Here is a 19,296-nt window from a genome sequence, read left to right on the forward strand (position 1 = left end):
CCGATCTGCCTGGCGTAGCCCGGATGAAGCGAAGCGAAATCCGGGAAGACACTCTCCTGTGCTGACGCCGGTCCCGGATTGCGCTGCGCTTCATCCGGGCTACGGCCTCTGCATTTGCGACGCCGGCCTAACCCCTAGGGCAATTTGTCATACCCCTCTGCGAGGCCGTTCAGGCTGAGCGGAAAGCCGATGCCCTCTTCCGGGGTCTCGAAGATGATGAAGGTCGCGGTCTTGGCGTTCTTGAGCTGGCCGAGCAGCTTGTCGTCCATCACGACCTCGGCGACGCAGCCATTGGGCAGGCAGCGGACAAAACCGGCGCGGCCGACGTCCTGATTGTCGAGCTTGAGGCCGAGGCCGGAGGGCAGCAGCACGCCGAGCGGCGCGACCACGCGCATCAGGCGGCTCTTCTGGTCGGCGGTCTTCAGCACGATCACGGTCAGGCCGGCGTTGGAGCGGTCTTCCGCTACCACGCTCTGGATCAGCGCGCATTGCTCGGCCTGGGCGCCGGGCGGCGTGTCGCAGCGGATCTGCCAGTCGCCGTGAACCGAGCGCACCGCGCCTTGCGCGTTTGCCGGCTGGGTCAGGCCAACAGAAAGGCCAAGGCAGAGGGCCAGAATCGCGAGGCCGCCGAGCCGGCTGGCCATCGTCAAACGAATGTTCGAAGCGCCCATCCGGGTCGATCCTTATAGATGTTCGGTCGGTCCGGCCGTCCGGCCGCCGGTAGCACGCGCGTCATGATGCGCTTCCCGGAAGCGAATCATGATCTCATCTTCTTGTTTGAGCATGATCTTTCGGAAAACCGGTCTCCACTTTTCCGGATCATGCTCAGGCGTCGACTGATACCGCAATGACGGCGCCTTGAAGGCGATCTTGAAGCCATTCTCGCGCCGGATTGGGGCAGCCCGCAGCGAATCAGGTTCCTGTGCGCTGCCCTGTCTGTGGGTACATCCGGTAATCCCCCTGTCAACTGCGTGCGGCATCGTTTCGGCGACTTTCGCTTGATTTTGCGGGAAAAATCGCAAGCGGCAGCTTCATTGCAGGCGCATGGCTTTCGGCCCCACTACTGCATTGCGAGCGCCGGAGAATTATGGTTTGAGAGGCTGGATTTCGACGCGTTCTAGCGATCTGGCTCCCGTACCCACCTTGACTCAGAGACGGGTATGTCCGGAAGGCCGTTTGTCAGGGCGGATCGTGCTGCATTTTCGGCCATATGCCGGAGGTGCTTTGGGGAATAATGCAAGGGAGCGCGAGCGGCATGAAGATGTCGATTGGCCGGTTGGGCAGGCAATTGCTGGGGTTGGCGGTAGCGGGTGTGGCGTCGATCGCCGCGGGATCGGCCTTCGCCGAGATGGGCCAGCCGGCGCCGTGGGAGCACACGCTGCAGGAAGCCGCGACCCCGGTGATGGAAAACATCATCTGGTTTCACAATTTCCTGCTGGTGCTGATCACCGTCATCACCCTGTTCGTGCTGGCGCTGCTCATCATCGTGGTGGTGAAGTTCAACGCCCGGGCCAACCCGGTCCCCTCCAGGACCACCCACAACACGCTGATCGAAGTGGCCTGGACGCTGATCCCGGTCCTGATCCTGGTCGGCATCGCGGTCCCGTCGTTCCGCCTGCTTTTCCTGGAGCTCGACGTGCCGAAGCCGGACCTCACCGTGAAGGTCACCGGCAAGCAGTGGTACTGGTCCTACGCCTACCCGGATAACGGCAAGTTCGAGTTCGACTCGCTGCTCGACAAGGACAAGCAGCCCCGTCTGCTCGGCGTCGACAACGAGATGGTGGTCCCGGTCAACAAGGTGGTGCGGATCCAGACCACCGGCGCCGACGTGATCCACTCCTTCGCGGTGCCGGCCTTCGGCGTGAAGATCGACTCGGTCCCCGGCCGCCTCAACGAGAGCTGGTTCAAGGCCACCAAGACCGGCGTGTTCTACGGCCAGTGCTCGGAACTGTGCGGCAAGGACCATGCCTTCATGCCGATCGCGGTGCGGGTCGTCAGCGACCAGGAATTCGCGACCTGGGTTGAAGGCGCGAAGAAGAAGTTTGCGACCAACCCGGCGAATTCCTACGCTTCGGCTGGTCAGGCGGCGCAGTAAGCCTCACGGCTTACGGCGCGGATGGAATAAGGGCGACGGGACCGCAAGGTCCAAGAGGGACTGCAAGGCAGGATTTTGAACATGGCGACAGGCGCAGCGACACACGACGATCACGCCCATGATGATCACGCCCACCATCCGACCGGATGGCGGCGTTATCTCTATTCCACGAACCACAAGGACATCGGTACGATGTACCTGATCTTTGCGGTGATCGCGGGCATCATCGGTGCTGCGATGTCGATCGCGATCCGTGCCGAGTTGATGTATCCGGGCGTCCAGATATTCCACGAGACGCACACCTATAACGTGTTCGTGACCTCGCACGGTCTGATCATGATCTTCTTCATGGTCATGCCGGCGATGATCGGCGGCTTCGGCAACTGGATGGTGCCGCTGATGATCGGCGCGCCGGACATGGCGTTCCCGCGCATGAACAACATCTCGTTCTGGCTGCTGCCGGCCTCGTTCGCGCTGCTGCTGATGTCCACCTTCGTCGAGGGTGAGCCGGGCGCCAACGGCGTCGGCGCGGGCTGGACCATGTACGCGCCGCTGTCGACCTCCGGCCATCCGGGTCCTGCGGTCGATTTCGCGATTCTCTCGCTCCATCTTGCCGGTGCCTCGTCGATTCTCGGCGCCATCAACTTCATCACCACGATCTTCAACATGCGCGCGCCGGGCATGACCCTGCACAAGATGCCGCTGTTCGTGTGGTCGATCCTGGTCACCGTGTTCCTGCTGCTGTTGTCGCTGCCGGTGCTCGCCGGTGCGATCACCATGCTGCTGACCGACCGCAATTTCGGCACCACCTTCTTTGCGGCTGACGGCGGCGGCGACCCGGTGCTGTTCCAGCATCTGTTCTGGTTCTTCGGTCACCCCGAAGTGTACATCCTGATCCTGCCCGCCTTCGGCATGGTCAGCCAGATCGTCTCCACCTTCTCGCGCAAGCCGGTGTTCGGCTATCTCGGCATGGCCTACGCCATGGTCGCGATCGGCGGCATCGGTTTCGTGGTGTGGGCGCACCACATGTACACCGTCGGCATGTCCTCGGCGACGCAGGCCTATTTCGTCGCCGCCACGATGGTGATCGCGGTGCCGACCGGCGTGAAGATCTTCTCCTGGATCGCCACGATGTGGGGCGGCTCGATCGAGTTCAAGGCGCCGATGATCTGGGCGATCGGCTTCATCTTCCTGTTCACCGTCGGCGGCGTCACCGGCGTCGTGCTGGCCAATGCCGGCGTCGATCGCGTGTTGCAGGACACCTATTACGTGGTGGCGCACTTCCACTACGTGCTGTCGCTCGGCGCCGTGTTCGGCATCTTCGCCGGCTGGTACTACTGGTTCCCGAAGATGTTCGGCTACATGTACTCGGAGACCATCGCCAAGGCGCACTTCTGGTTTACCTTCATCGGCGTCAACCTGGTGTTCTTCCCGCAGCACTTCCTTGGCCTGTCGGGCATGCCGCGCCGCTATGTCGACTATCCGGATGCATTCGCGGGCTGGAACCTGATCTCGTCCTGGGGCTCCTACATCTCGGGCATCGGCGTTCTGATCTTCATCTACGGCGTGATCGATGCCTTCGTCCGCAAGGAGCAGGCCGCGAACAATCCGTGGGGTGCGGGTGCGACCACGCTGGAGTGGACGCTGACCTCGCCGCCGCCGTTCCACCAGTTCGAAGTGCTGCCCCGCGTGCAGTAAGTCCAGCACAACGCGGCGCACTTTAACGGTGCGCCGCGCCTTTTGAGAGAAGCGAGACCTGATCTTGTCGGTTGTCGATCACAACGCCATCGAACTGCCCCGGATCTCCGAGGCCGAAGTGGGCGACTACATCGCGCTGTTGAAGCCGCGCGTGATGTCGCTGGTGATCTTCACCGCGCTGGTCGGGCTGATGATCGCGCCGGTGCATGTGCATCCGGTGCTGGCGTTCACCTCGATCCTGTGCATCGCGGTCGGCGCCGGCGCCTCCGGCGCGCTCAACATGGCCTATGAGGGCGATGTCGACGCGCTGATGACGCGCACCGCCAACCGGCCGATCCCGCGCGGCCGTATCACGCCGACCGAGGCGGCCGCGTTCGGCATCACGCTCGCTTTCTTCTCGGTGATGACGCTCGGCATCCTGGTCAACTGGGTGGCGGGCGCGCTGCTTGCCTTCACCATCTTCTTCTACGCCGTGATCTACACGATGTGGCTGAAGCGCTGGACCGCGCAGAACATCGTGATCGGCGGCGCCGCCGGTGCCTTGCCGCCGGTGGTGGCGTGGGCCGCCGCGACCGGATCGCTCTCGGTCGAGCCGATCCTCCTGTTCCTGATCATCTTCTTCTGGACCCCGCCGCATTTCTGGGCGCTGGCGCTGTTCCGCAGCGACGATTATGCGCGCGCCGGCATCCCGATGCTGCCGGTCGTCGCCGGACCCGACACGACCCGGCTGCAGATCCTGCTCTACACCATCGTGCTGGTCGCGATCGCGCTGGCGCCGTGGCCGCTCGGCTATTTCGACGCGATCTACGGCATCACCTCGCTGGTGCTTGGCGCCGGCATGCTGTGGCTCGCCATCGAGGTCTATCGCCGCCGCGAGGGCACGGCCGCCAACCGCGCCACGCGCCGGCTGTTCGCCTTCTCGATCCTCTATCTGTTCGCGCTGTTTGCCGTCCTCCTCGCCGAGGTCGTGGTCCGCGCGATTGCGCCTGTCTTCATCGGATAGGGAGCCGGGGGCGAGATGGGGGCGCATGGGATATCAATGGACGAGAAACGCGAACCAGAAGGAATCGTCCTCACCGAGGCACAGCTCAGGAGCCGCCGCCAGCGCTCGATCGCCATCGCGCTCGCGCTCGGCATCCTGGTCGTGCTGTTCTTCGCCGTCACCCTCGTCAAGGGACCAGCCGTGCTGGTGCGGCCGCTGTGAGTGAGATGGCGAACCAGGAACCGCAGCAGGGTGAGGGCGCCAAGGTCACGCGCCGCACGCTGACGCGCGACGCCGTGGTCGCCTCGATCTGCGGCTTCGTCGTGGTGCTGATGGTCGGAGCGTCCTACGCAGCCGTGCCGTTCTACAACTGGTTCTGCCGCACCACCGGATTCAACGGCACCACCCAGGTCGCGACCTCGGTGCCTTCGGATGCGCCGCTCGCGCGCACCATTTCGGTCAGCTTCGATTCCAACGTCGCGCCGGGCCTGCCCTGGAAGTTCGAGCCGGAGCAGAACACGATCGACGTCAAGATCGGCCAGGTGGTCACGGTCTACTACACCGTCACCAACCAGTCGGCGCGCACCACGACCGGCCAGGCGTCCTACAATGTCGCGCCGCTGACGGTCGGCGCCTATTTCCAGAAGATCAACTGCTTCTGCTTCACCGAACAGACCATGGCGCCGGGCGAAAAGCGCGAGATGGCCGTGGTGTTCTATGTCGATCCGGCGCTGGCCAAGGACAGCGAGAACGACACGCTGAAGACGATCACTTTGTCCTACACCTTCTTCCCCGTGCGCGACGCAACGCCGAAGCCCGTGGCGGCCGGCGAGGCGGAGCAGCGCAAGGGCGGCTAGAGCATGATCCGGAAAAGTGGAGACCGGTTTTCCGAGAAGATCATGCTGAAGAGATTGGAATTTGAGATTTAAGACGTGCCTTGCGGCACGCGAATGGAGAGACGGCAATGGCTGAGGCGCAAGTCAAGCATCACGACTATCATCTCGTCGACCCGAGCCCGTGGCCGGTGGTCGGCTCGATCTCGGCCTTCATCATGGCGTTCGGCGCGATCGGCTGGATGCACCACATGTTCTCCGCCGCCCCGATCGTGTTCGGCGTCGGTACCATCGGCGTGCTCTACACCATGGCGAGCTGGTGGGGCGACGTGATCAAGGAAGCCCAGTACAAGGGCGACCACACCCGCGTGGTGCAGATCAGCCACCGCTACGGCATGATCCTGTTCATCGCCTCCGAGGTGATGTTCTTCGTCGCCTGGTTCTGGGCCTTCTTCAACTCGGCGCTGTTCCCGGCCGACGCGGTGCACGCCACGCGCGATGCGGTGTTCGGCTGCGGCGCCGGCACGGCGATGGGCGCCTGCTCGGTTCCGGGCACCTGGCCGCCGAAGGGCATCGAGACCTTCGATCCCTGGCATCTGCCGCTGCTCAACACGCTGCTGCTCCTGACCTCGGGCACCACCGTCACCTGGGCGCACCATGCGCTGCTCGAGAACGACCGTCAGGGCCTCAAGCAGGGCCTGATCCTCACCGTGATCCTCGGCGCCCTTTTTACCTGCGTGCAGGCCTATGAGTACGCCCACGCGACGTTCTCGTTCGGCGGCAACGTCTATGGCGCGACCTTCTTCATGGCGACCGGGTTCCACGGTTTCCACGTGCTGGTCGGCACCATCTTCCTGCTGGTCTGCCTGATCCGCGCCTATGCCGGCCACTTCACGCCGAAGCAGCACCTCGGCTTCGAGTTTGCCGCCTGGTACTGGCACTTCGTCGACGTGGTCTGGCTGTTCCTGTTCATCTGCATCTACGTCTGGGGCCACGGCGCCGAGACGATGGCCCACGGCGCACACTAATTGCCGGCCGACGTGCTAAGAGGGGGCGGCCGAATGGCCGCCCCTTTGCTTTTGAAGAGAACCGATGACCGATACCCCGCCGACCGTCACTGAGAGCGCACTGCGCGGCATCGCCTGCCGCTGCCCGCGCTGCGGCAAGGGCAAGCTCTATTCCGGCTTCCTGACGCTGGCGCCGCGCTGCCAGGCCTGCGGCCTCGACTTCGCCTTCATCGATTCCGGCGACGGGCCGGCGATCTTCGTCATCATGCTGGCCGGTGCCATCGTGGTCGCGGCGGCGCTGATCGTCGAGGTGAAGTACCAGCCGCCGTTCTGGGTGCACGCCGCGCTGTGGCTGCCGTTGATCCTGGTCACCACGATCCTGCCGCTACGATCGATGAAGGCACTTCTGATCGCGCTGCAATTCCACCACAAGGCCGCCGAAGGCCAATTGATCGAGCGCGACCCGAAATGAATGATACGACGAAAAAAGCGTTTTCCAGCGAAGTGGACACCGGTTCGTGCCAAGAAAACGCGTCAAAAGGCTCTCGCCGGCCGAGCGCGGCCGGCTTCGGCATTTTCACGTTGATCCTGATCGCGGTGTTTATCGCCCTCGGCTATTGGCAATTGCAGCGCCGGGTCGAGAAGCACGCGCTGATCGCGGCGCTCGATGCGCGGCTGGCCGCCCCGATCGAGGCGCTGCCGCCGCCGTCGGCATGGCCGACGCTGACCTCCGCCAAGGATGAATTCCGCCGCGTCACCCTGACCGCGATCTATGCGCAGCAGCCGGACGCGATGGTGTTCAGCTCCGGCTCCGCGGTGCGCGACGACATTTCGGGTCCGGGCACCTGGGCGTTGCTGCCGGCGAAGCTCGCGAGCGGCGAGACCGTCGTGATCAACACCGGCTTTGTCCAGAACACGATGCAGGATCGCGCCTTCGAGGACCGCGTCGTCGGCCGCCTCGTCACCGGCGCGCCGGTTGAGCTGACGGGCTATATCCGCTTTCCCGAGCCACCGGGCCGGCTGACGCCGAAGGAAGATCCGGCGAAGCGGCTGTGGTTCGTGCGCGATCATCGCGCGATGGCGCAGGCGCTCGGCTGGGGACAGGTCGCGCCGTTCTACATCGACCTCGAGGCGCCGATGCCCGACAGCGGCACGCCGAAGCCCGGACCGCTCAAGGTGCGTCTCAAGGACGACCACATGCAGTACGCCATCACCTGGTTCTCGCTGGCCGCCGCGGTCACGATCGCCTTCGGCCTGTGGTGGCGCGGCCACCGGCGGCGCGCCTCTGGTCGAACCTAGCCTCATCATGGTTTGATTGACCCGCGAAGGGGACTTCGCGGCAAGCAATCAGGGTGTGCCATGGAGAAATACGGCGCCGGGCCAATCGTTGTCCTGGACTATGACCCCAACTGGCCGGCCATGTTCGAGACGGAGCGCGCGAGGATTGAGCACGCGCTCGGCTCGCTGGCCTTGGCCATCGAGCATGTCGGAAGCACCGCGGTTCCGGGTTTGCCGTCGAAGCCGATCATCGACCTGATGATCGGTGTCCCCAGCCTCGCGGCGGCACGGGAACGCTGCATCGAGCCGATCGAGGCGCTCGGCTACAACTACATACCGGAATACGCGGCGTGGCTGCCTGGCGAGTTGTTCTTCCGCAAGGGCCCTCCGGGGCCCTGGACCCATCATCTGCATGTGATGGAGCCATCCAATCCGCGTTGGGAAACGCTGCTGGTGTTCCGGGACTATCTTCGCGCGCATCCCGAGGCGGCCCGCGCCTACGCGGATATCAAGCAGGCCCTTGCTGCCTCCTCAAGGGAGGACATCGCGGCCTATCGCAACGGCAAAACGTGTTTCGTCGAGGAGACGACGGCGAAGGCTCGCGCGTGGCGCGCGGACCTGTCCGGTCGATAGCGCGGTTCGCCACGCCTGCATTCCGCCGTAGCACATCCATGTCCGCGCCGGGATCAATGACCCATGGGGGCGGGGCCGCCAAGCCTGACCTTGCGCAAGGTCAGCGCCAGCGGGATCGCGGAGAGAGAGATCAGCATCAGGACCCAGAACGCGTCCATGTAGGACAGGAACGAGGCCTGGGTCTGCACCTGCTGCCCGATCCACTGGATCGCCTGGCTGTGCGCCTGGGCCAGCGAACTGCCCTGGGCGACGAAGAAGTCGGTGATCTGGTGCAGCGTATCCTGGTATTGCGGACTCGACGGCGTCACCTGCTCGACCAGCCGGCTCTGGTGGAATTGCTGGCGATGCATCAGCACGTTGGAGACGATCGAGACGCCGATCGAGCTGCCGGTGTTGCGCGCCGCGTTGATCAGTGCGGAGGCCTGGTCGGTCTTGTCGGGCGGAATGCCGTCATAGGAGGCCGCCATGATCGGCACGAAGATCAGCGGCAGGCCGACGCCGATCAGCATGCGCGAGCGCGCCATGAACCAGAAGCCGAGATCGGCATAGACGTTGGTCATGCTGTACATCGAGGCGGCGATCACCAGCGCGCCGGCAACGATCAGGTATTTCGGCTGCACCCGGGCGGCGAGCCGGCCGACCGCGAACATCATCATCATGGTGACGACGCCGCCGGGCGAGAGCACGAGGCCGGCCCAGGTCGCGGTGTAGCCGAAGTCCTGCTGCACCAGCTGCGGCAAGAACTGCGTGGTCGCGAGCAGGATGGCGCCGGTCGCCAGCATCACCAGGAAGCAGGCGCCGAACTGCCGGGTTGCGACCATGCGTAGATCGATCATCGGATTGCGCCGGGTCATCTCCCACGGGATCATCAGCACGAACGCCGTGGCGCAGATCACCGCAAAGGTGACGATGAAGGGTGATGCGAACCAGTCGTCCTCGAGGCCGCGGTCGAGCATCACCTCGAGCGCGCCGAGGAAGGTCGCGACCAGCGCGAAGCCGATGAAGTCGAACCTGTTGCCCTGGGGCTGCGCCCCCTTGGCTTTCGCGGTCGCGGGCTCCTGCAGCACGGCCGCGATCAGCGCGATCGCGAACACGCCGACCGGCGCGTTGATCAGGAAGCACCAGTGCCAGGAGAGGTTGTCGGACAGCCAGCCGCCGAGCGTCGGCCCGACCACCGGCGCCACCACGACGGCAATGCCGAACACCGCGAACGCCTGCCCGCGCTTGGCCGGCGGGAAGGCGTCGGCGAGAATCGATTGCGCAACCGGCACCATGCCGCCGCCGCCGAGACCCTGCAGGATACGGAACAGCAGCAGCGCGTTCAGATTGGGCGCGAAGCCGCACAGGATCGAGCTGATGGTGAAGATGCCGAGGCAGATCAGGAAGAAGGTCTTGCGCCCGAGCATGCGGGCGAGAAAGCCGGAGGCGGTCAGGATGATGGCGTTGGACACCAGATAGGTGGTGACCACCCAGGAGGCCTCGTCCTCGCTCACGCCCATGCCGCCGGCGATATAGGGCAGCGCCACGTTGGCAATGGTGGTGTCGAGCACCTCCATGAAGCTCGCGAGCGCAACCACGATGGCGATCAGCCAGGGATTGACGGTGGCGCGCGGCACCGGAACGCCTTTGGCGTCGATCGCGGCGGCACTCATCACAGCCTCCCGAGATTCAGCTTCTCAAGACGCTCGAGCAGGGACGGCGCGGCATCGATCCGCACCGTCGGCACCACGGACATGCCCGGGCCGAGCGCGACGTCGGTCGGCGGGTTGTCCATCACGATCTTCACCGGCACGCGCTGCACGATCTTGACGTAGTTGCCGGTGGCGTTCTGCGCCGGCAGCAGCGAGAACGCGGTGCCGGAGCCCGGCTGCACGCTCTCGACATGGCCTTGGATGGTGCGTCCGGGGTAGGCGTCGATCTTCAGCGTCACCTTCTCGCCCGGCCGCATCTTGTCGAGCTGGATCTCCTTGAAGTTCGCGGTGACCCAAGTCTGGTCGGGCACGAACATCGTCAGATTGGTGCCGGCTTGGGCGAACTGGCCGACCGCGGCCGAGAGGTTGACGACGCGGCCCGGCTGCGCGGCGGTGACCGTCGTATAGGACAGATTGAGCTCGGCCTGGTCACGCTGTGCCTCGGCCTGGGCGAGGTTGGCGACCGCGCTCTTGCGCTGCGCCTTCAGCGATTCGACCTGGCGCTTTGCGAGGTTGAGCGTCGCCTGCGCGCTCAGCAGCGCAGCCTGCTGCTGATGCAGCTGCGAGGTGAACTGCTCGGAATTCTGCACCGTGCCGTAGCCGGATTGCTCCAGATGCTGGTAGCGCGTCGCCTGCTGCTGGGCGAACACCAGCGCTGCCTGCGCCTGGTCCACCTGAGCCTGGTTGGCCGATATCTGCGCCTGCTGCACGTGGAGCTGCGCATCGACATTCTCGATGTTGGCGCGGGCGGCTGCGACCTGCGCCTCGGCCTGCGCCAGCGCGACGCGATAGTCGCGGTCGTCGAGCCGGGCGATCACGTCGCCGGCCGCGACATGCTGGTTGTCGGTGACCGGGACGGCGGTGATGTAGCCCGAGATCTTCGGCGCGAGCGCAGACTGCCGTGCGGCGATGAAGGCGTCGTCGGTGGATTCGAAATGCCCGCTATAGTCCATGTAGAGATAGCCGCCGCCGATTGCCGCCGCGAGCAGCACGGCGCCGATCGCGGAGACGACCGGACGGCGGCGCAGGAAGCCGCGCTTCGGCGCCGTGCCGGTGACCTCGGGTGGGACGGTTGCCGGCGGGGCGGGCTGCTTGCCCGCGGGGTGCTCCTGCGCAGGAGCCCGTGTCGTGATCTCCGGCCGCTCCGATCTGACATCGGGCTCATGCGAGGCCGGCGCCGAGGGGGCGCCCTCGATGCCCTCGTGGCCCGGTTGGTCGCGCTCCAAAACAGTGTCTTCGAACATGATGGCTGCTCCTGGCTGATCAGCGAGGTCCGCCGGGCCTTCGCAAAAGGAAACGATACCGTTCCGTTCTATGCGACAAATAGTCCCGCTGCGGTGCAACGTCAATAAGAACGGAACTGTATCGTTCTATTTACAACTAGATGTGATAGGGCTATCTTGCTTGATATTGCCGGCCTGACCGGCCCATCGAACCCGGGTCGATGCGATGACCACCAGTACCCTGAAGAAGCCGCGGGCAGCCAAAGTCAGGCCGGCGGAGGTGCGCGCCGGGCGGCCGCCGAAGGAGCTTGCCGGCGAGGTCGATGCGCGGATTCTCGAGGCCGCGCGCAAAGTGTTCCTGCAGCGCGGGTTCGAGGGCGCGAGCATCGACGAGATCGCGGAGGCCGCGCGCTCCGGCAAGCGGACGATCTATGCGCGCTTCCGCGACAAGCGGGCGCTGTTCACGGAAGTGGTCACGCGGGACATCCTCTCACGTATCGCCGAGTTCAAGGCCGATCCGCCGGTCGGCGCGACCATCGAGGAGCGCCTCACCAGCGTTGCCTCGACCTTGCTGCATTGGGGCTTCGACGCCGACCGGATCGGCCTGATGCGGCTCGCGATCGCGGAGGCGCACCGCTTCCCGGATCTCGCCGCCAACGTCAACCGCAGGGCGCGCGCGCTCAGCACCGAGCTCGGCATTCACCTGCTGCGCGAGCTGACGCAATCCGACGAGCTCGGCAAGCTGCCGGCCTTCGCGCCCGAACAGCTGCCGACCACGGCGCGGATGTTCCTCGACATCATCGCCGTGCCGATGCTGCTTCGGGCCTTGTTCGAGGTGGATCTGAAGGCGCTCGATCCCGAGATCGACGCCCATGTCGCGCGCGGCGTCGCGTTTTTCGTTGCTGCATGCCGAACCGGCTGGGCGGAGAATCCCAAGCCATAGGCGTGCTCAGTCCGGCGCGCGCTCCACGGTGTGACGCAGCCAGACCATGCCGCCTTCCAGCGTCTCGCAATGGGTGAGCCGCAGCGATTGGCCGGCGCCGGGGCGGTCGCCGTCCGGACCGTGATAGTCGACGATGCTTTGCGATCCGGCGACGCCGTCGACCGCCGGAAAGATCAATGTGCTGAACTCGTCGATCAGCCCGTGCTTGAGGAAGGCGCCGTTGATCCCGCCGCCGCCCTCGAGCAGCAGCGTCTTGGCGCCGAACAGGGCGGCCAGCTGCGCCATTGCGCCCGGCAGATTGTCGCCCTTCGCGCCGGCAAACAGATAGGACGCACCGTCCTCGTGCAGTTCGGCGAGATGCGCGTCGGACACCTGTTCGCCCAGCACCGCGACGGCATGATCGCCGCCGACATTGTCCTTGCCGAAATGCACGCGGCCCGACGGATCGACGCCGATCGCAAGCTTGCGGCCGTTACGGTTGCCGAGATGCGCCTCGCGCGGCAGCCTCGGTGGGTTGGCGATATGCCGCTCCGTTCCCTTGGCCATCTCGTTCATGGTGACGCGGCCGATGATCCATCCATCGGCATCGAAGCCGTCATGGATCCGTTCGTAGTGCGAGCGCAGCGCGTCGGCCGGGATCCCGGCGGCGGCCTTGGTGAAGCGGCTGGGATGAAGCCGGCCGTCGATCGACGTGCCCATGTGGCAGATGATGTGGGGGCGCATAGGCTGAACTCTTCGATGGGGGATGACCGCGCCGCAGGGGCGGGTGGGGCGGCTTCAGATTTATAGACGCGCAGGCGGGTTCTCAACGCCGATAACGCCGCGGCGTTTCAACTTCGCTTGTTAATCGAACCAGCCGTGCCGCTTGAACCAGAGCACCGGCAGGATGCCGCTGGCGATGATCGCGGCCCAGGCCAAGGGATAGCCGAACGTCCAGCTCAGCTCCGGCATCGCCTTGAAGTTCATGCCCCAGACCCCGACCAGGATGGTCGGGGGAACGCCGACCACCGACACAATGGTCAGGATCTTGAACAGGTCGTTCTGCTGGATGTTGATGAAGCCGAGCACGGCGTCCAGCAGCAGCTGGATCTTGTCCGACAGCCGGGTCTCGTAGTCACCGAGCGAGGCGACGTCCTTGGTGATGGCTTCGAGCCGGCGCTTCGATGCCGATGTGATCCATTCATTGCCGACGTCGTCGGCGAAGCTCGCGACCCGGCCGACGCCGAGCAGCACGTCGCGCGCCTTCGCCAGGCGATCGGCGAGCTCGCCGATGTTCTCCAGCGCCTCGCGCAGCCTGCGGCTGGAACGCACCGGACGCTTGCTCCGCACCAGGCCGCCCTTGAAGACGCCCCGCGACAGCCTGTCGGTCTTGGCACCGAGATGCTCCAGCACGTCGGCGCCGCGATCGATCATGGCCTCGAGCAGCGCGGTGAACACGCACATGCCGTTCTGCAGGCTCTTGTCGGTGCCGATCCGCTTCATGACGTCGTCGAACGTGGTCAGCTGCGCGAACCGCACGGTGACCAGCACCTTTGGGCCGATCACGAAGCCGATATTGGTGATCTCGGCTTCGTTGTTGTCGTCGAGCCGCACCGCCGGCGAGCTCAGATAGAGCCGGTCATGGTCGGTGATCAGGCGGCTCGACGCCTCGATCTCGCCCAACGATCGCTCGGACGGGACGCGGATGTGGAGCACGCGCTCGACGAACTGCTTTTCGTCTTCAGTGGGATCGAGCAGATCGATCCAGATGATCTCGGACGGCAATTCCGCGCCGATGCTTCGCCAATCGGAGGTCGCCGACCTGTACAGCTTCAGCAATGATCGGGCTCCATGCATGGTGGGTCGTGCGTCCCACGACAATCGCGAGGGCCGCAAAGCCGTTCCATGCATTTGGCCGAGGCCGATCCCTTGCCGGGGCTGGCCTGTCCCTCAGCTCCTGTTGCTCGCCGTCTTGTCCAGCGCGGCGCGCAGGCCCTTGGCGAGCTTGATGGCGTCGTCATTGGCCCAGAAATGCATGAAGAACAGACGCGGCTGTTCATCCAGCATGTGGCTGTGCAGCGCGGTGACGTCGATGCCGTGCGTCCGCAGCGCCATGATGACGGGGTTGACCTCGTCATTGGTCAGCACGAAATCACCGGTGATCGCCGCCTTGCCGCCGCCGGTCGGCTGGAAGTTGATGCCGATGGCGACGCCCATCGGACCAACCGGGCTCAACGCCATGCCCTGTTCGGTGATCGGATCGCGGCGGGGCACGTTGAACTGATAGACGCCGCCATTGGCCTGGCCCTTGACGCCGATGATTTGGTCGAGCTGAGCGGTGTCGAGATCGATGGCCGGCGGCGGCGCGGCCGTCGCCGCGGCCGTGAGCGGCGTCTTGCTTTCCGCGAGGCCATCCCGGATCGCGGCGGCGATCTTGACCGGGTCGCCGTGGCCGGCGACGTGCATGTAGAAGGTGGCCGGGCTCGCGCCAAGCAAATGGTTGTGCACGGCCGTGATCTGCAGGCCGTTGCCGATCATCCTCAGCATCACAGGGTTGATCTCGGATTCGAGCAGCACCAGGTCGCCCATCGCCATGACGCCGTCGTGCATGGGCTTGAAGGCGACCCAGCCACCGAGCGCCAGCGCCGGCTTGATGGTGACACCGTCGAGCGTCACCGCAAGGTCGCTCCGCGGAAAGCCGTAGCGATGCACGTCGCCGGTGACGGCGGGTTTTCTGCCCAGCACGTCGTCGACCTTCTGCCAGTCGATCGCCTGCGCATGGGCCGACGAGACGAACGGCTCGGCGAACACCCGCCAGTCGATCTTTTGCGCGCTCCCGCCCGTGGCGAAGAGGCAGGCACCGACGCCGATCAGCGCCGAAATCGTGTGTCGCATTGGATTGCTCCCTTGAACCTGGTTTTCGATGCGTCGGAGCCCGGCGCTATTGCTTCGAGAGCCCGACGATGGTTCGGAATCCGGCGATGCTCTGCACCGCGATTTCGACGGGATCGCCGAAGCGGACGGCATTGAAGATCAGGCCGTCCTGAACCTTGAACGATTCGATCCGGTCCGGAGACAGCCGTATCAGCAGCGCGTCGTTGCGTTCATCGTCGCGATCGACGACGCCGCGCAGCGTCTCGCTCGCCTGCGGATGGACTGTCGCCGTCTGCAATGTGACTGCCGCGTCCTGCTGCTCGTCGAGGGCGGCCGGTACTGCCAGGGTTGCGCCCGGCCACAGCACCGCCATGCACAGGGCCACAATAGCTCTCATCATGATTGTCACTCCATCGATTGGTCGACGACTTTCGCGCGCGCAAGCTCAGTCCCGCTCTTTCACCTGTCCGCTGCTGTCGATCACGAGCCGCACCGGCTTGCCGTTCTTCATCGCCTTCGCCGTCGTGCCCTCGGCCGTCGACTTGACGTCGGTGACCTCGGCGTAGCCGGCGGCGCGAAGTTTCGCGACCAGCTCGTCCTGCGTCAGGGCATGGGCCGGCATGGCCGCACCCACGATCGTCAGTGCGAGAATCAGATGGGAGAGTCTTCGTTTCTGCATGGTTGTTCTCCTGGTTCTGTGGTGCTGCCCCAGGTTCTTCCGATGCGTGCCGCTCCGCTCAGACGATGCCCGCGAGGCGCAGCAGCACGCCCGTGATGCAGGACGCGGCGAGGACACTGAGCATCCCGACATTGAAGCGGAAGATCGCGATCGCGGCGGCGATCGACAGCGCCAGCGCCGGCCAGTCGACGCTATCGGGCACCGGCGCGTCGAACGACAGGCCAAGCCCGTGCACCGGCAAGGTTTGCCGAAAGAGCGTGTGCAGCGCGAACCAGATCGACAGATTGAGGATCACGCCGACCACGGCGGCGGTGATCGCCGAAAGCGCGCCGGCCAGCGCCTTGTTGCCGCGCAGCGCCTCGATGTAGGGCGCTCCGACGAAGATCCACAGGAAGCACGGCGTGAACGTCACCCAGGTCGCGAGCAGCCCGCCGAGCGTGGCGGCGAGCATCGGCGACAGCCCGCTCGCCTCGCGGAACGCGGCCATGAAGCCCACGAACTGCACCACCATGATCAGCGGGCCGGGCGTGGTCTCGGCCATGCCGAGCCCGTCCAGCATCTCGCGCGGGCTGACCCAGTGATAATAGTCGGCCGCCTGTTGCGCGACATAGGCGAGCACGGCGTAGGCGCCGCCGAACGTCACCATCGCCATCTTGCTGAAGAAGATCGCGATCTGGGTGAACACGTCGCCGGGTCCCAAGGCAATCAGCAGGGCGAACACCGGCACCAGCCAGAGCGCGAGCCAGATGGCGCCGACCCGCAAGGTGCGCGATGCGTTGGGACGGACATGATCCGGCACCGCGTCACCGAGCATGCTGTCGATCACGGCGGAATTCTCGCCGCCATGCTCGGTCGCCGCAAATTCGCTCCGGCCGAGGCGTGCGCCGACCAGCCCGGTGACCGCGGCGGCTCCGATGATGAGCGGAAACGGCACGGCGAAGAAGAAGATCGCGACGAAGGCGATCGCCGCGAGCGCGATCATCGCCCGATTGCGCAGCGCGCGCTTGCCGACCCGCACCACGGCCTGGATCACGATGGCCAGCACCGCGGCCTTCAGGCCGAAGAACAGCGCCTCGACAAACCCGACATTGCCATATGCCGCGTAGATATAGCTGAGGCCCATGATGGCGAAGACGCCGGGCAGGATGAACAGCCCGCCCGCCACGATGCCGCCGAGCGTGCGGTGCAGCAGCCAGCCGATATAGGTCGCCAGTTGCTGCGCCTCCGGCCCCGGCAGCAGCATGCAGTAATTGAGGGCATGCAGGAAACGCCCCTCCGATATCCAGTTCTTCTCCTCGACCAGGATGCGATGCATCACCGCGATCTGGCCGGCCGGTCCGCCGAAGCTCAGGATGGCGACCCGCATCCAGACCAGCAGCGCCTCGTTGAAGGAGATGCCGTGCGCGGGCTCGTGCCCGCGCGCCTTCGCTGTCGTTGCGACGTCGGTCATGGCTTCACCTTGCTGGTCGGCCAGTTGTGCGTCTCCTTGGTCGCGTCGCGGCACCATCGGTAGAAGGCGTCGTAGAGCAGCAGCCCGGCGCTCAACTGTTCGAGGTCGTCGTCGAACATGCGCGACAGGCCGAGCGAGGCGGCGAGCAGCCCGGGCGCCTCCGGCGAAAGCTCAAGCCGGGCGGTATCGGCCGCCCGCACCATCGTCGCGAGCCGCTCCAGCGCCGGTGTCGCGAGGCCGAACTCCTTGACCATCACGTCGAAGGTGCAGAGCTCGCCGCGATGGCTCCAGAACACGTTCTCGATGTCGAACGGCGTGGCGTCGAACCGTTCGGCAACCGCCTCGACCTCCGCCGATGTGACGAACAGGAATACCGCCGCGGGATCGACGAAGCGGCGGATCAGCCATGGACAGGCGATGCGGTCGATCTTCGGCCGCGATCGCGTCACCCAGACGGTGCGGCCCCGGCCGTCGCGTTTCGGAATTTTGTCGGCGGGAACGGTCGGTAGCTCCGCTTCCCGCCAGCCGAGGTGGCCGCCCTCGAGAATCTCGGCCGTGATGTTGCTGCAGCGGAGCCAGGCGGCGGTGCCTTCGGCAAGCTTCTGCCCCTTCTGGCAGACCACGACCACGGACTGGCCGGTGAGGCGGGAGGCCCAGTCCTGGACGCCGAGATGGGAGTAGCGGACCGCGCCCGGGATCAGGCGCGGATCGGCGGCGAAATCTTCATCGAGGCGGACGTCGACGAGCGTCGGCGCCTTGGCCGTGCCGATGAGACGGGACAATTTTTCGGATGAGATCGATGTGTATGACGACATGGTGCGCCCTTGGTGACAGGACGCGATTCTTGGGCATGTCGCCTCGCGGGGAGATCGCACATCCCCGTAGCCGCATCAAAAACCTTGATCTCCGGGCTGTCAACCGGACTTTGCCGAATCCGCAGCAATCGCCGATCGACAGTCACGAAAACTTCATCGCGCAGCTTGGAACGAACATCCGCTGCGGGAGCGGCGGGCTGCCCCTATCAATCGCCGACCGAAGCCGGCTCGAGCCGATGGATCACCTCTCCATCTCCGGCGAGTCGCGAATAGGAACATACAATTCGTTGCCGAGTTGCGCGGTGGCAGGGACCAGCTCAGGTAGACGCCGACACCGCGAACGTGTCGCGCTCCCACCTGCATTCATTGGAGCAATGCCGATTGATGGACAGTCATTATTGGCATGCGACGCCTGTTGCGCTTGTCGCCATGCTGCTCATCACAACAACCGGCGGCGCTCTCGCCCACGATCATCAGCACCCCGACTTGAACGGTTGGTACGAGGGCTTGCATAGCAGCAAGGGTCCCTGCTGCGATGGCACGGATGCGCAGCACATTGACGACGTCGACTGGGAAACCAGGAACGGCCATTATCGGGTGCGCATCGATGGCGAGTGGGTCGACGTTCCGAACGAAGCCGTCGTGCCCGGGCCGAACCTGTCCGGCCGACCCATCGTGTGGCCCTACTACATAGACGGTCACCCGAAGGCGCGTTGCTTCATGCCTGGAAGCATGGGCTGACGCCCGTCGCTGATATCCCGCCGCCATGTCTGGATGCACGCCCGGCCGGCCGACAGCGTGGTTGACCAATATAGGGTACCCCCCTATATTACAATCATGTCGCATACCATCAAGCAGAAGTCCAAGCTCGTCGGCCGGGTTCGCCGCATCAAGGGCCAGCTGGAGGCCGTCGAGCGCGCGCTGGAGTCCGAGATTGGTTGTGCCGACGTGCTGATGCTGGTGGCCTCGGTTCGCGGCGCCATCAACGGGCTCACCGCGGAATTGCTCGAGGATCACATCCGCCATCACGTCGTGGATCCTGCCCGGGAAAAGGATCCCGAGAAGGCGCAGGGCGCCGCGGACCTGATCGACGTCGTTCGTACCTATTTGAAGTGA

Annotated in this window: 23 protein-coding genes; 12 read left to right on the top strand and 11 right to left on the bottom strand. The window is 65.2% G+C overall.

Going from position 1 to position 19,296, the window contains the following annotated elements; genetic code table 11:
* Positions 1-134: 134 nt before the first annotated feature.
* The gene (locus tag AC1VNY_RS07840; protein WP_482404751.1) at positions 135-671 is read right to left on the bottom strand and encodes an invasion associated locus B family protein; all 537 of its coding nucleotides are present in this window, start codon (positions 669-671) and stop codon (positions 135-137) included.
* Between the two features lie 12 nt (positions 672-683).
* The gene (locus AC1VNY_RS07845; RefSeq protein WP_482404752.1) at positions 684-1,022 is read right to left on the bottom strand and encodes a hypothetical protein; all 339 of its coding nucleotides are present in this window, start codon (positions 1,020-1,022) and stop codon (positions 684-686) included.
* Positions 1,023-1,255: 233 nt separating this feature from the next.
* On the opposite strand from AC1VNY_RS07845, the gene coxB reads away from it, so the two are divergent.
* From coxB to AC1VNY_RS07890, 9 genes are all read left to right on the top strand, one after another.
* Positions 1,256-2,095, top strand: coding sequence for a cytochrome c oxidase subunit II (coxB, locus tag AC1VNY_RS07850; protein WP_028338988.1), 840 nt, complete (start codon positions 1,256-1,258; stop codon positions 2,093-2,095).
* An 81-nt stretch (positions 2,096-2,176) separates the two neighbouring features.
* Complete coding sequence (gene ctaD, locus AC1VNY_RS07855; protein WP_038384451.1) at positions 2,177-3,793, top strand: cytochrome c oxidase subunit I; 1,617 nt, start codon at positions 2,177-2,179, stop codon at positions 3,791-3,793.
* Positions 3,794-3,857: 64 nt separating this feature from the next.
* The gene (locus tag AC1VNY_RS07860) at positions 3,858-4,796 is read left to right on the top strand and encodes a heme o synthase (protein ID WP_482404753.1); all 939 of its coding nucleotides are present in this window, start codon (positions 3,858-3,860) and stop codon (positions 4,794-4,796) included.
* Positions 4,797-4,832: 36 nt separating this feature from the next.
* Positions 4,833-4,997: a hypothetical protein gene (locus AC1VNY_RS07865; protein ID WP_018269059.1), complete on the top strand. Its 165-nt coding sequence runs from the start codon at positions 4,833-4,835 to the stop codon at positions 4,995-4,997.
* A 5-nt stretch (positions 4,998-5,002) separates the two neighbouring features.
* Positions 5,003-5,632, top strand: a complete 630-nt coding sequence (locus AC1VNY_RS07870) for a cytochrome c oxidase assembly protein (RefSeq protein ID WP_038384449.1) — start codon at positions 5,003-5,005, stop codon at positions 5,630-5,632.
* A 107-nt stretch (positions 5,633-5,739) separates the two neighbouring features.
* Positions 5,740-6,636, top strand: coding sequence for a cytochrome c oxidase subunit 3 (locus tag AC1VNY_RS07875; protein WP_028338984.1), 897 nt, complete (start codon positions 5,740-5,742; stop codon positions 6,634-6,636).
* A gap of 64 nt (positions 6,637-6,700) precedes the next feature.
* Positions 6,701-7,087: a DUF983 domain-containing protein gene (locus AC1VNY_RS07880; RefSeq protein WP_026191934.1), complete on the top strand. Its 387-nt coding sequence runs from the start codon at positions 6,701-6,703 to the stop codon at positions 7,085-7,087.
* A complete protein-coding gene (locus AC1VNY_RS07885) occupies positions 7,084-7,914 on the top strand; it encodes an SURF1 family protein (protein ID WP_482404754.1) in 831 nt (276 codons plus the stop codon). Before AC1VNY_RS07880 ends, AC1VNY_RS07885 begins: the two co-directional genes overlap by 4 nt.
* 60 nt (positions 7,915-7,974) lie before the next feature.
* Positions 7,975-8,526 carry a GrpB family protein gene (locus tag AC1VNY_RS07890; protein ID WP_482404755.1) on the top strand — a complete coding sequence of 184 codons (552 nt, stop codon included), beginning with the start codon at positions 7,975-7,977 and terminating at the stop codon, positions 8,524-8,526.
* A gap of 53 nt (positions 8,527-8,579) precedes the next feature.
* Here the strand turns inward: AC1VNY_RS07890 and AC1VNY_RS07895 are convergent, their stop codons facing one another.
* A complete protein-coding gene (locus tag AC1VNY_RS07895) occupies positions 8,580-10,178 on the bottom strand; it encodes a DHA2 family efflux MFS transporter permease subunit (RefSeq protein ID WP_482404756.1) in 1,599 nt (532 codons plus the stop codon).
* A complete protein-coding gene (locus tag AC1VNY_RS07900; protein WP_482404757.1) occupies positions 10,178-11,461 on the bottom strand; it encodes an HlyD family secretion protein in 1,284 nt (427 codons plus the stop codon). Before AC1VNY_RS07900 ends, AC1VNY_RS07895 begins: the two co-directional genes overlap by 1 nt.
* 205 nt (positions 11,462-11,666) lie before the next feature.
* Between AC1VNY_RS07900 and AC1VNY_RS07905 the strand changes: the two genes are divergently transcribed.
* Positions 11,667-12,383, top strand: coding sequence for a TetR/AcrR family transcriptional regulator (locus AC1VNY_RS07905; protein ID WP_482404758.1), 717 nt, complete (start codon positions 11,667-11,669; stop codon positions 12,381-12,383).
* Positions 12,384-12,389: 6 nt separating this feature from the next.
* Here AC1VNY_RS07905 and AC1VNY_RS07910 read toward each other — a convergent pair whose 3' ends face one another.
* The 7 genes from AC1VNY_RS07910 to AC1VNY_RS07940 all read right to left on the bottom strand — a co-directional run bounded on the left by AC1VNY_RS07910 (position 12,390) and on the right by AC1VNY_RS07940 (position 18,180).
* Positions 12,390-13,106 carry a dihydrofolate reductase family protein gene (locus AC1VNY_RS07910; RefSeq protein WP_482404759.1) on the bottom strand — a complete coding sequence of 239 codons (717 nt, stop codon included), beginning with the start codon at positions 13,104-13,106 and terminating at the stop codon, positions 12,390-12,392.
* 120 nt (positions 13,107-13,226) lie between these two features.
* Positions 13,227-14,201 (bottom strand): magnesium transporter CorA family protein, encoded by a 975-nt coding sequence (locus tag AC1VNY_RS07915; protein ID WP_482404760.1) that lies wholly within the window; start codon positions 14,199-14,201, stop codon positions 13,227-13,229.
* A gap of 111 nt (positions 14,202-14,312) precedes the next feature.
* Positions 14,313-15,257, bottom strand: coding sequence for a DUF1259 domain-containing protein (locus AC1VNY_RS07920; RefSeq protein ID WP_482404761.1), 945 nt, complete (start codon positions 15,255-15,257; stop codon positions 14,313-14,315).
* Between the two features lie 46 nt (positions 15,258-15,303).
* Positions 15,304-15,609: a hypothetical protein gene (locus AC1VNY_RS07925; RefSeq protein WP_482404762.1), complete on the bottom strand. Its 306-nt coding sequence runs from the start codon at positions 15,607-15,609 to the stop codon at positions 15,304-15,306.
* Positions 15,610-15,681: 72 nt separating this feature from the next.
* A complete protein-coding gene (locus AC1VNY_RS07930; RefSeq protein WP_482404763.1) occupies positions 15,682-15,915 on the bottom strand; it encodes a hypothetical protein in 234 nt (77 codons plus the stop codon).
* Between the two features lie 58 nt (positions 15,916-15,973).
* The gene (chrA, locus tag AC1VNY_RS07935; protein WP_482404764.1) at positions 15,974-17,365 is read right to left on the bottom strand and encodes a chromate efflux transporter; all 1,392 of its coding nucleotides are present in this window, start codon (positions 17,363-17,365) and stop codon (positions 15,974-15,976) included.
* Entirely contained in the window at positions 17,362-18,180 is an 819-nt protein-coding gene (locus tag AC1VNY_RS07940; protein WP_482404765.1) for a chromate resistance protein ChrB domain-containing protein, read from the bottom strand. Before AC1VNY_RS07940 ends, chrA begins: the two co-directional genes overlap by 4 nt.
* Before the next feature lie 384 nt (positions 18,181-18,564).
* On the opposite strand from AC1VNY_RS07940, the gene AC1VNY_RS07945 reads away from it, so the two are divergent.
* Complete coding sequence (locus tag AC1VNY_RS07945) at positions 18,565-18,921, top strand: hypothetical protein (protein ID WP_240536796.1); 357 nt, start codon at positions 18,565-18,567, stop codon at positions 18,919-18,921.
* A gap of 96 nt (positions 18,922-19,017) precedes the next feature.
* A complete protein-coding gene (locus tag AC1VNY_RS07950) occupies positions 19,018-19,296 on the top strand; it encodes a metal/formaldehyde-sensitive transcriptional repressor (protein WP_482404766.1) in 279 nt (92 codons plus the stop codon).

This window comes from Bradyrhizobium ferriligni (assembly GCF_056837965.1).

Bases quoted from the DNA above. Each gene is read 5' to 3' on its own strand.
- ctaD (WP_038384451.1), top strand. From the start codon at position 2,177: ATGGCGACAGGCGCAGCGACACACGACGATCACGCCCATGATGATCAC.
- AC1VNY_RS07885 (WP_482404754.1), top strand. From the start codon at position 7,084: ATGAATGATACGACGAAAAAAGCGTTTTCCAGCGAAGTGGACACCGGT.
- AC1VNY_RS07950 (WP_482404766.1), top strand. From the start codon at position 19,018: ATGTCGCATACCATCAAGCAGAAGTCCAAGCTCGTCGGCCGGGTTCGC.
- chrA (WP_482404764.1), bottom strand. From the start codon at position 17,365: ATGACCGACGTCGCAACGACAGCGAAGGCGCGCGGGCACGAGCCCGCG.
- AC1VNY_RS07920 (WP_482404761.1), bottom strand. From the start codon at position 15,257: ATGCGACACACGATTTCGGCGCTGATCGGCGTCGGTGCCTGCCTCTTC.
- AC1VNY_RS07900 (WP_482404757.1), bottom strand. From the start codon at position 11,461: ATGTTCGAAGACACTGTTTTGGAGCGCGACCAACCGGGCCACGAGGGC.
- AC1VNY_RS07875 (WP_028338984.1), top strand. From the start codon at position 5,740: ATGGCTGAGGCGCAAGTCAAGCATCACGACTATCATCTCGTCGACCCG.
- AC1VNY_RS07930 (WP_482404763.1), bottom strand. From the start codon at position 15,915: ATGCAGAAACGAAGACTCTCCCATCTGATTCTCGCACTGACGATCGTG.
- coxB (WP_028338988.1), top strand. From the start codon at position 1,256: ATGAAGATGTCGATTGGCCGGTTGGGCAGGCAATTGCTGGGGTTGGCG.
- AC1VNY_RS07840 (WP_482404751.1), bottom strand. From the start codon at position 671: ATGGGCGCTTCGAACATTCGTTTGACGATGGCCAGCCGGCTCGGCGGC.
- AC1VNY_RS07910 (WP_482404759.1), bottom strand. From the start codon at position 13,106: ATGCGCCCCCACATCATCTGCCACATGGGCACGTCGATCGACGGCCGG.
- AC1VNY_RS07880 (WP_026191934.1), top strand. From the start codon at position 6,701: ATGACCGATACCCCGCCGACCGTCACTGAGAGCGCACTGCGCGGCATC.
- AC1VNY_RS07890 (WP_482404755.1), top strand. From the start codon at position 7,975: ATGGAGAAATACGGCGCCGGGCCAATCGTTGTCCTGGACTATGACCCC.
- AC1VNY_RS07925 (WP_482404762.1), bottom strand. From the start codon at position 15,609: ATGGCGGTGCTGTGGCCGGGCGCAACCCTGGCAGTACCGGCCGCCCTC.
- AC1VNY_RS07865 (WP_018269059.1), top strand. From the start codon at position 4,833: ATGGACGAGAAACGCGAACCAGAAGGAATCGTCCTCACCGAGGCACAG.
- AC1VNY_RS07895 (WP_482404756.1), bottom strand. From the start codon at position 10,178: ATGAGTGCCGCCGCGATCGACGCCAAAGGCGTTCCGGTGCCGCGCGCC.
- AC1VNY_RS07945 (WP_240536796.1), top strand. From the start codon at position 18,565: ATGGACAGTCATTATTGGCATGCGACGCCTGTTGCGCTTGTCGCCATG.
- AC1VNY_RS07870 (WP_038384449.1), top strand. From the start codon at position 5,003: ATGGCGAACCAGGAACCGCAGCAGGGTGAGGGCGCCAAGGTCACGCGC.
- AC1VNY_RS07905 (WP_482404758.1), top strand. From the start codon at position 11,667: ATGACCACCAGTACCCTGAAGAAGCCGCGGGCAGCCAAAGTCAGGCCG.
- AC1VNY_RS07940 (WP_482404765.1), bottom strand. From the start codon at position 18,180: ATGTCGTCATACACATCGATCTCATCCGAAAAATTGTCCCGTCTCATC.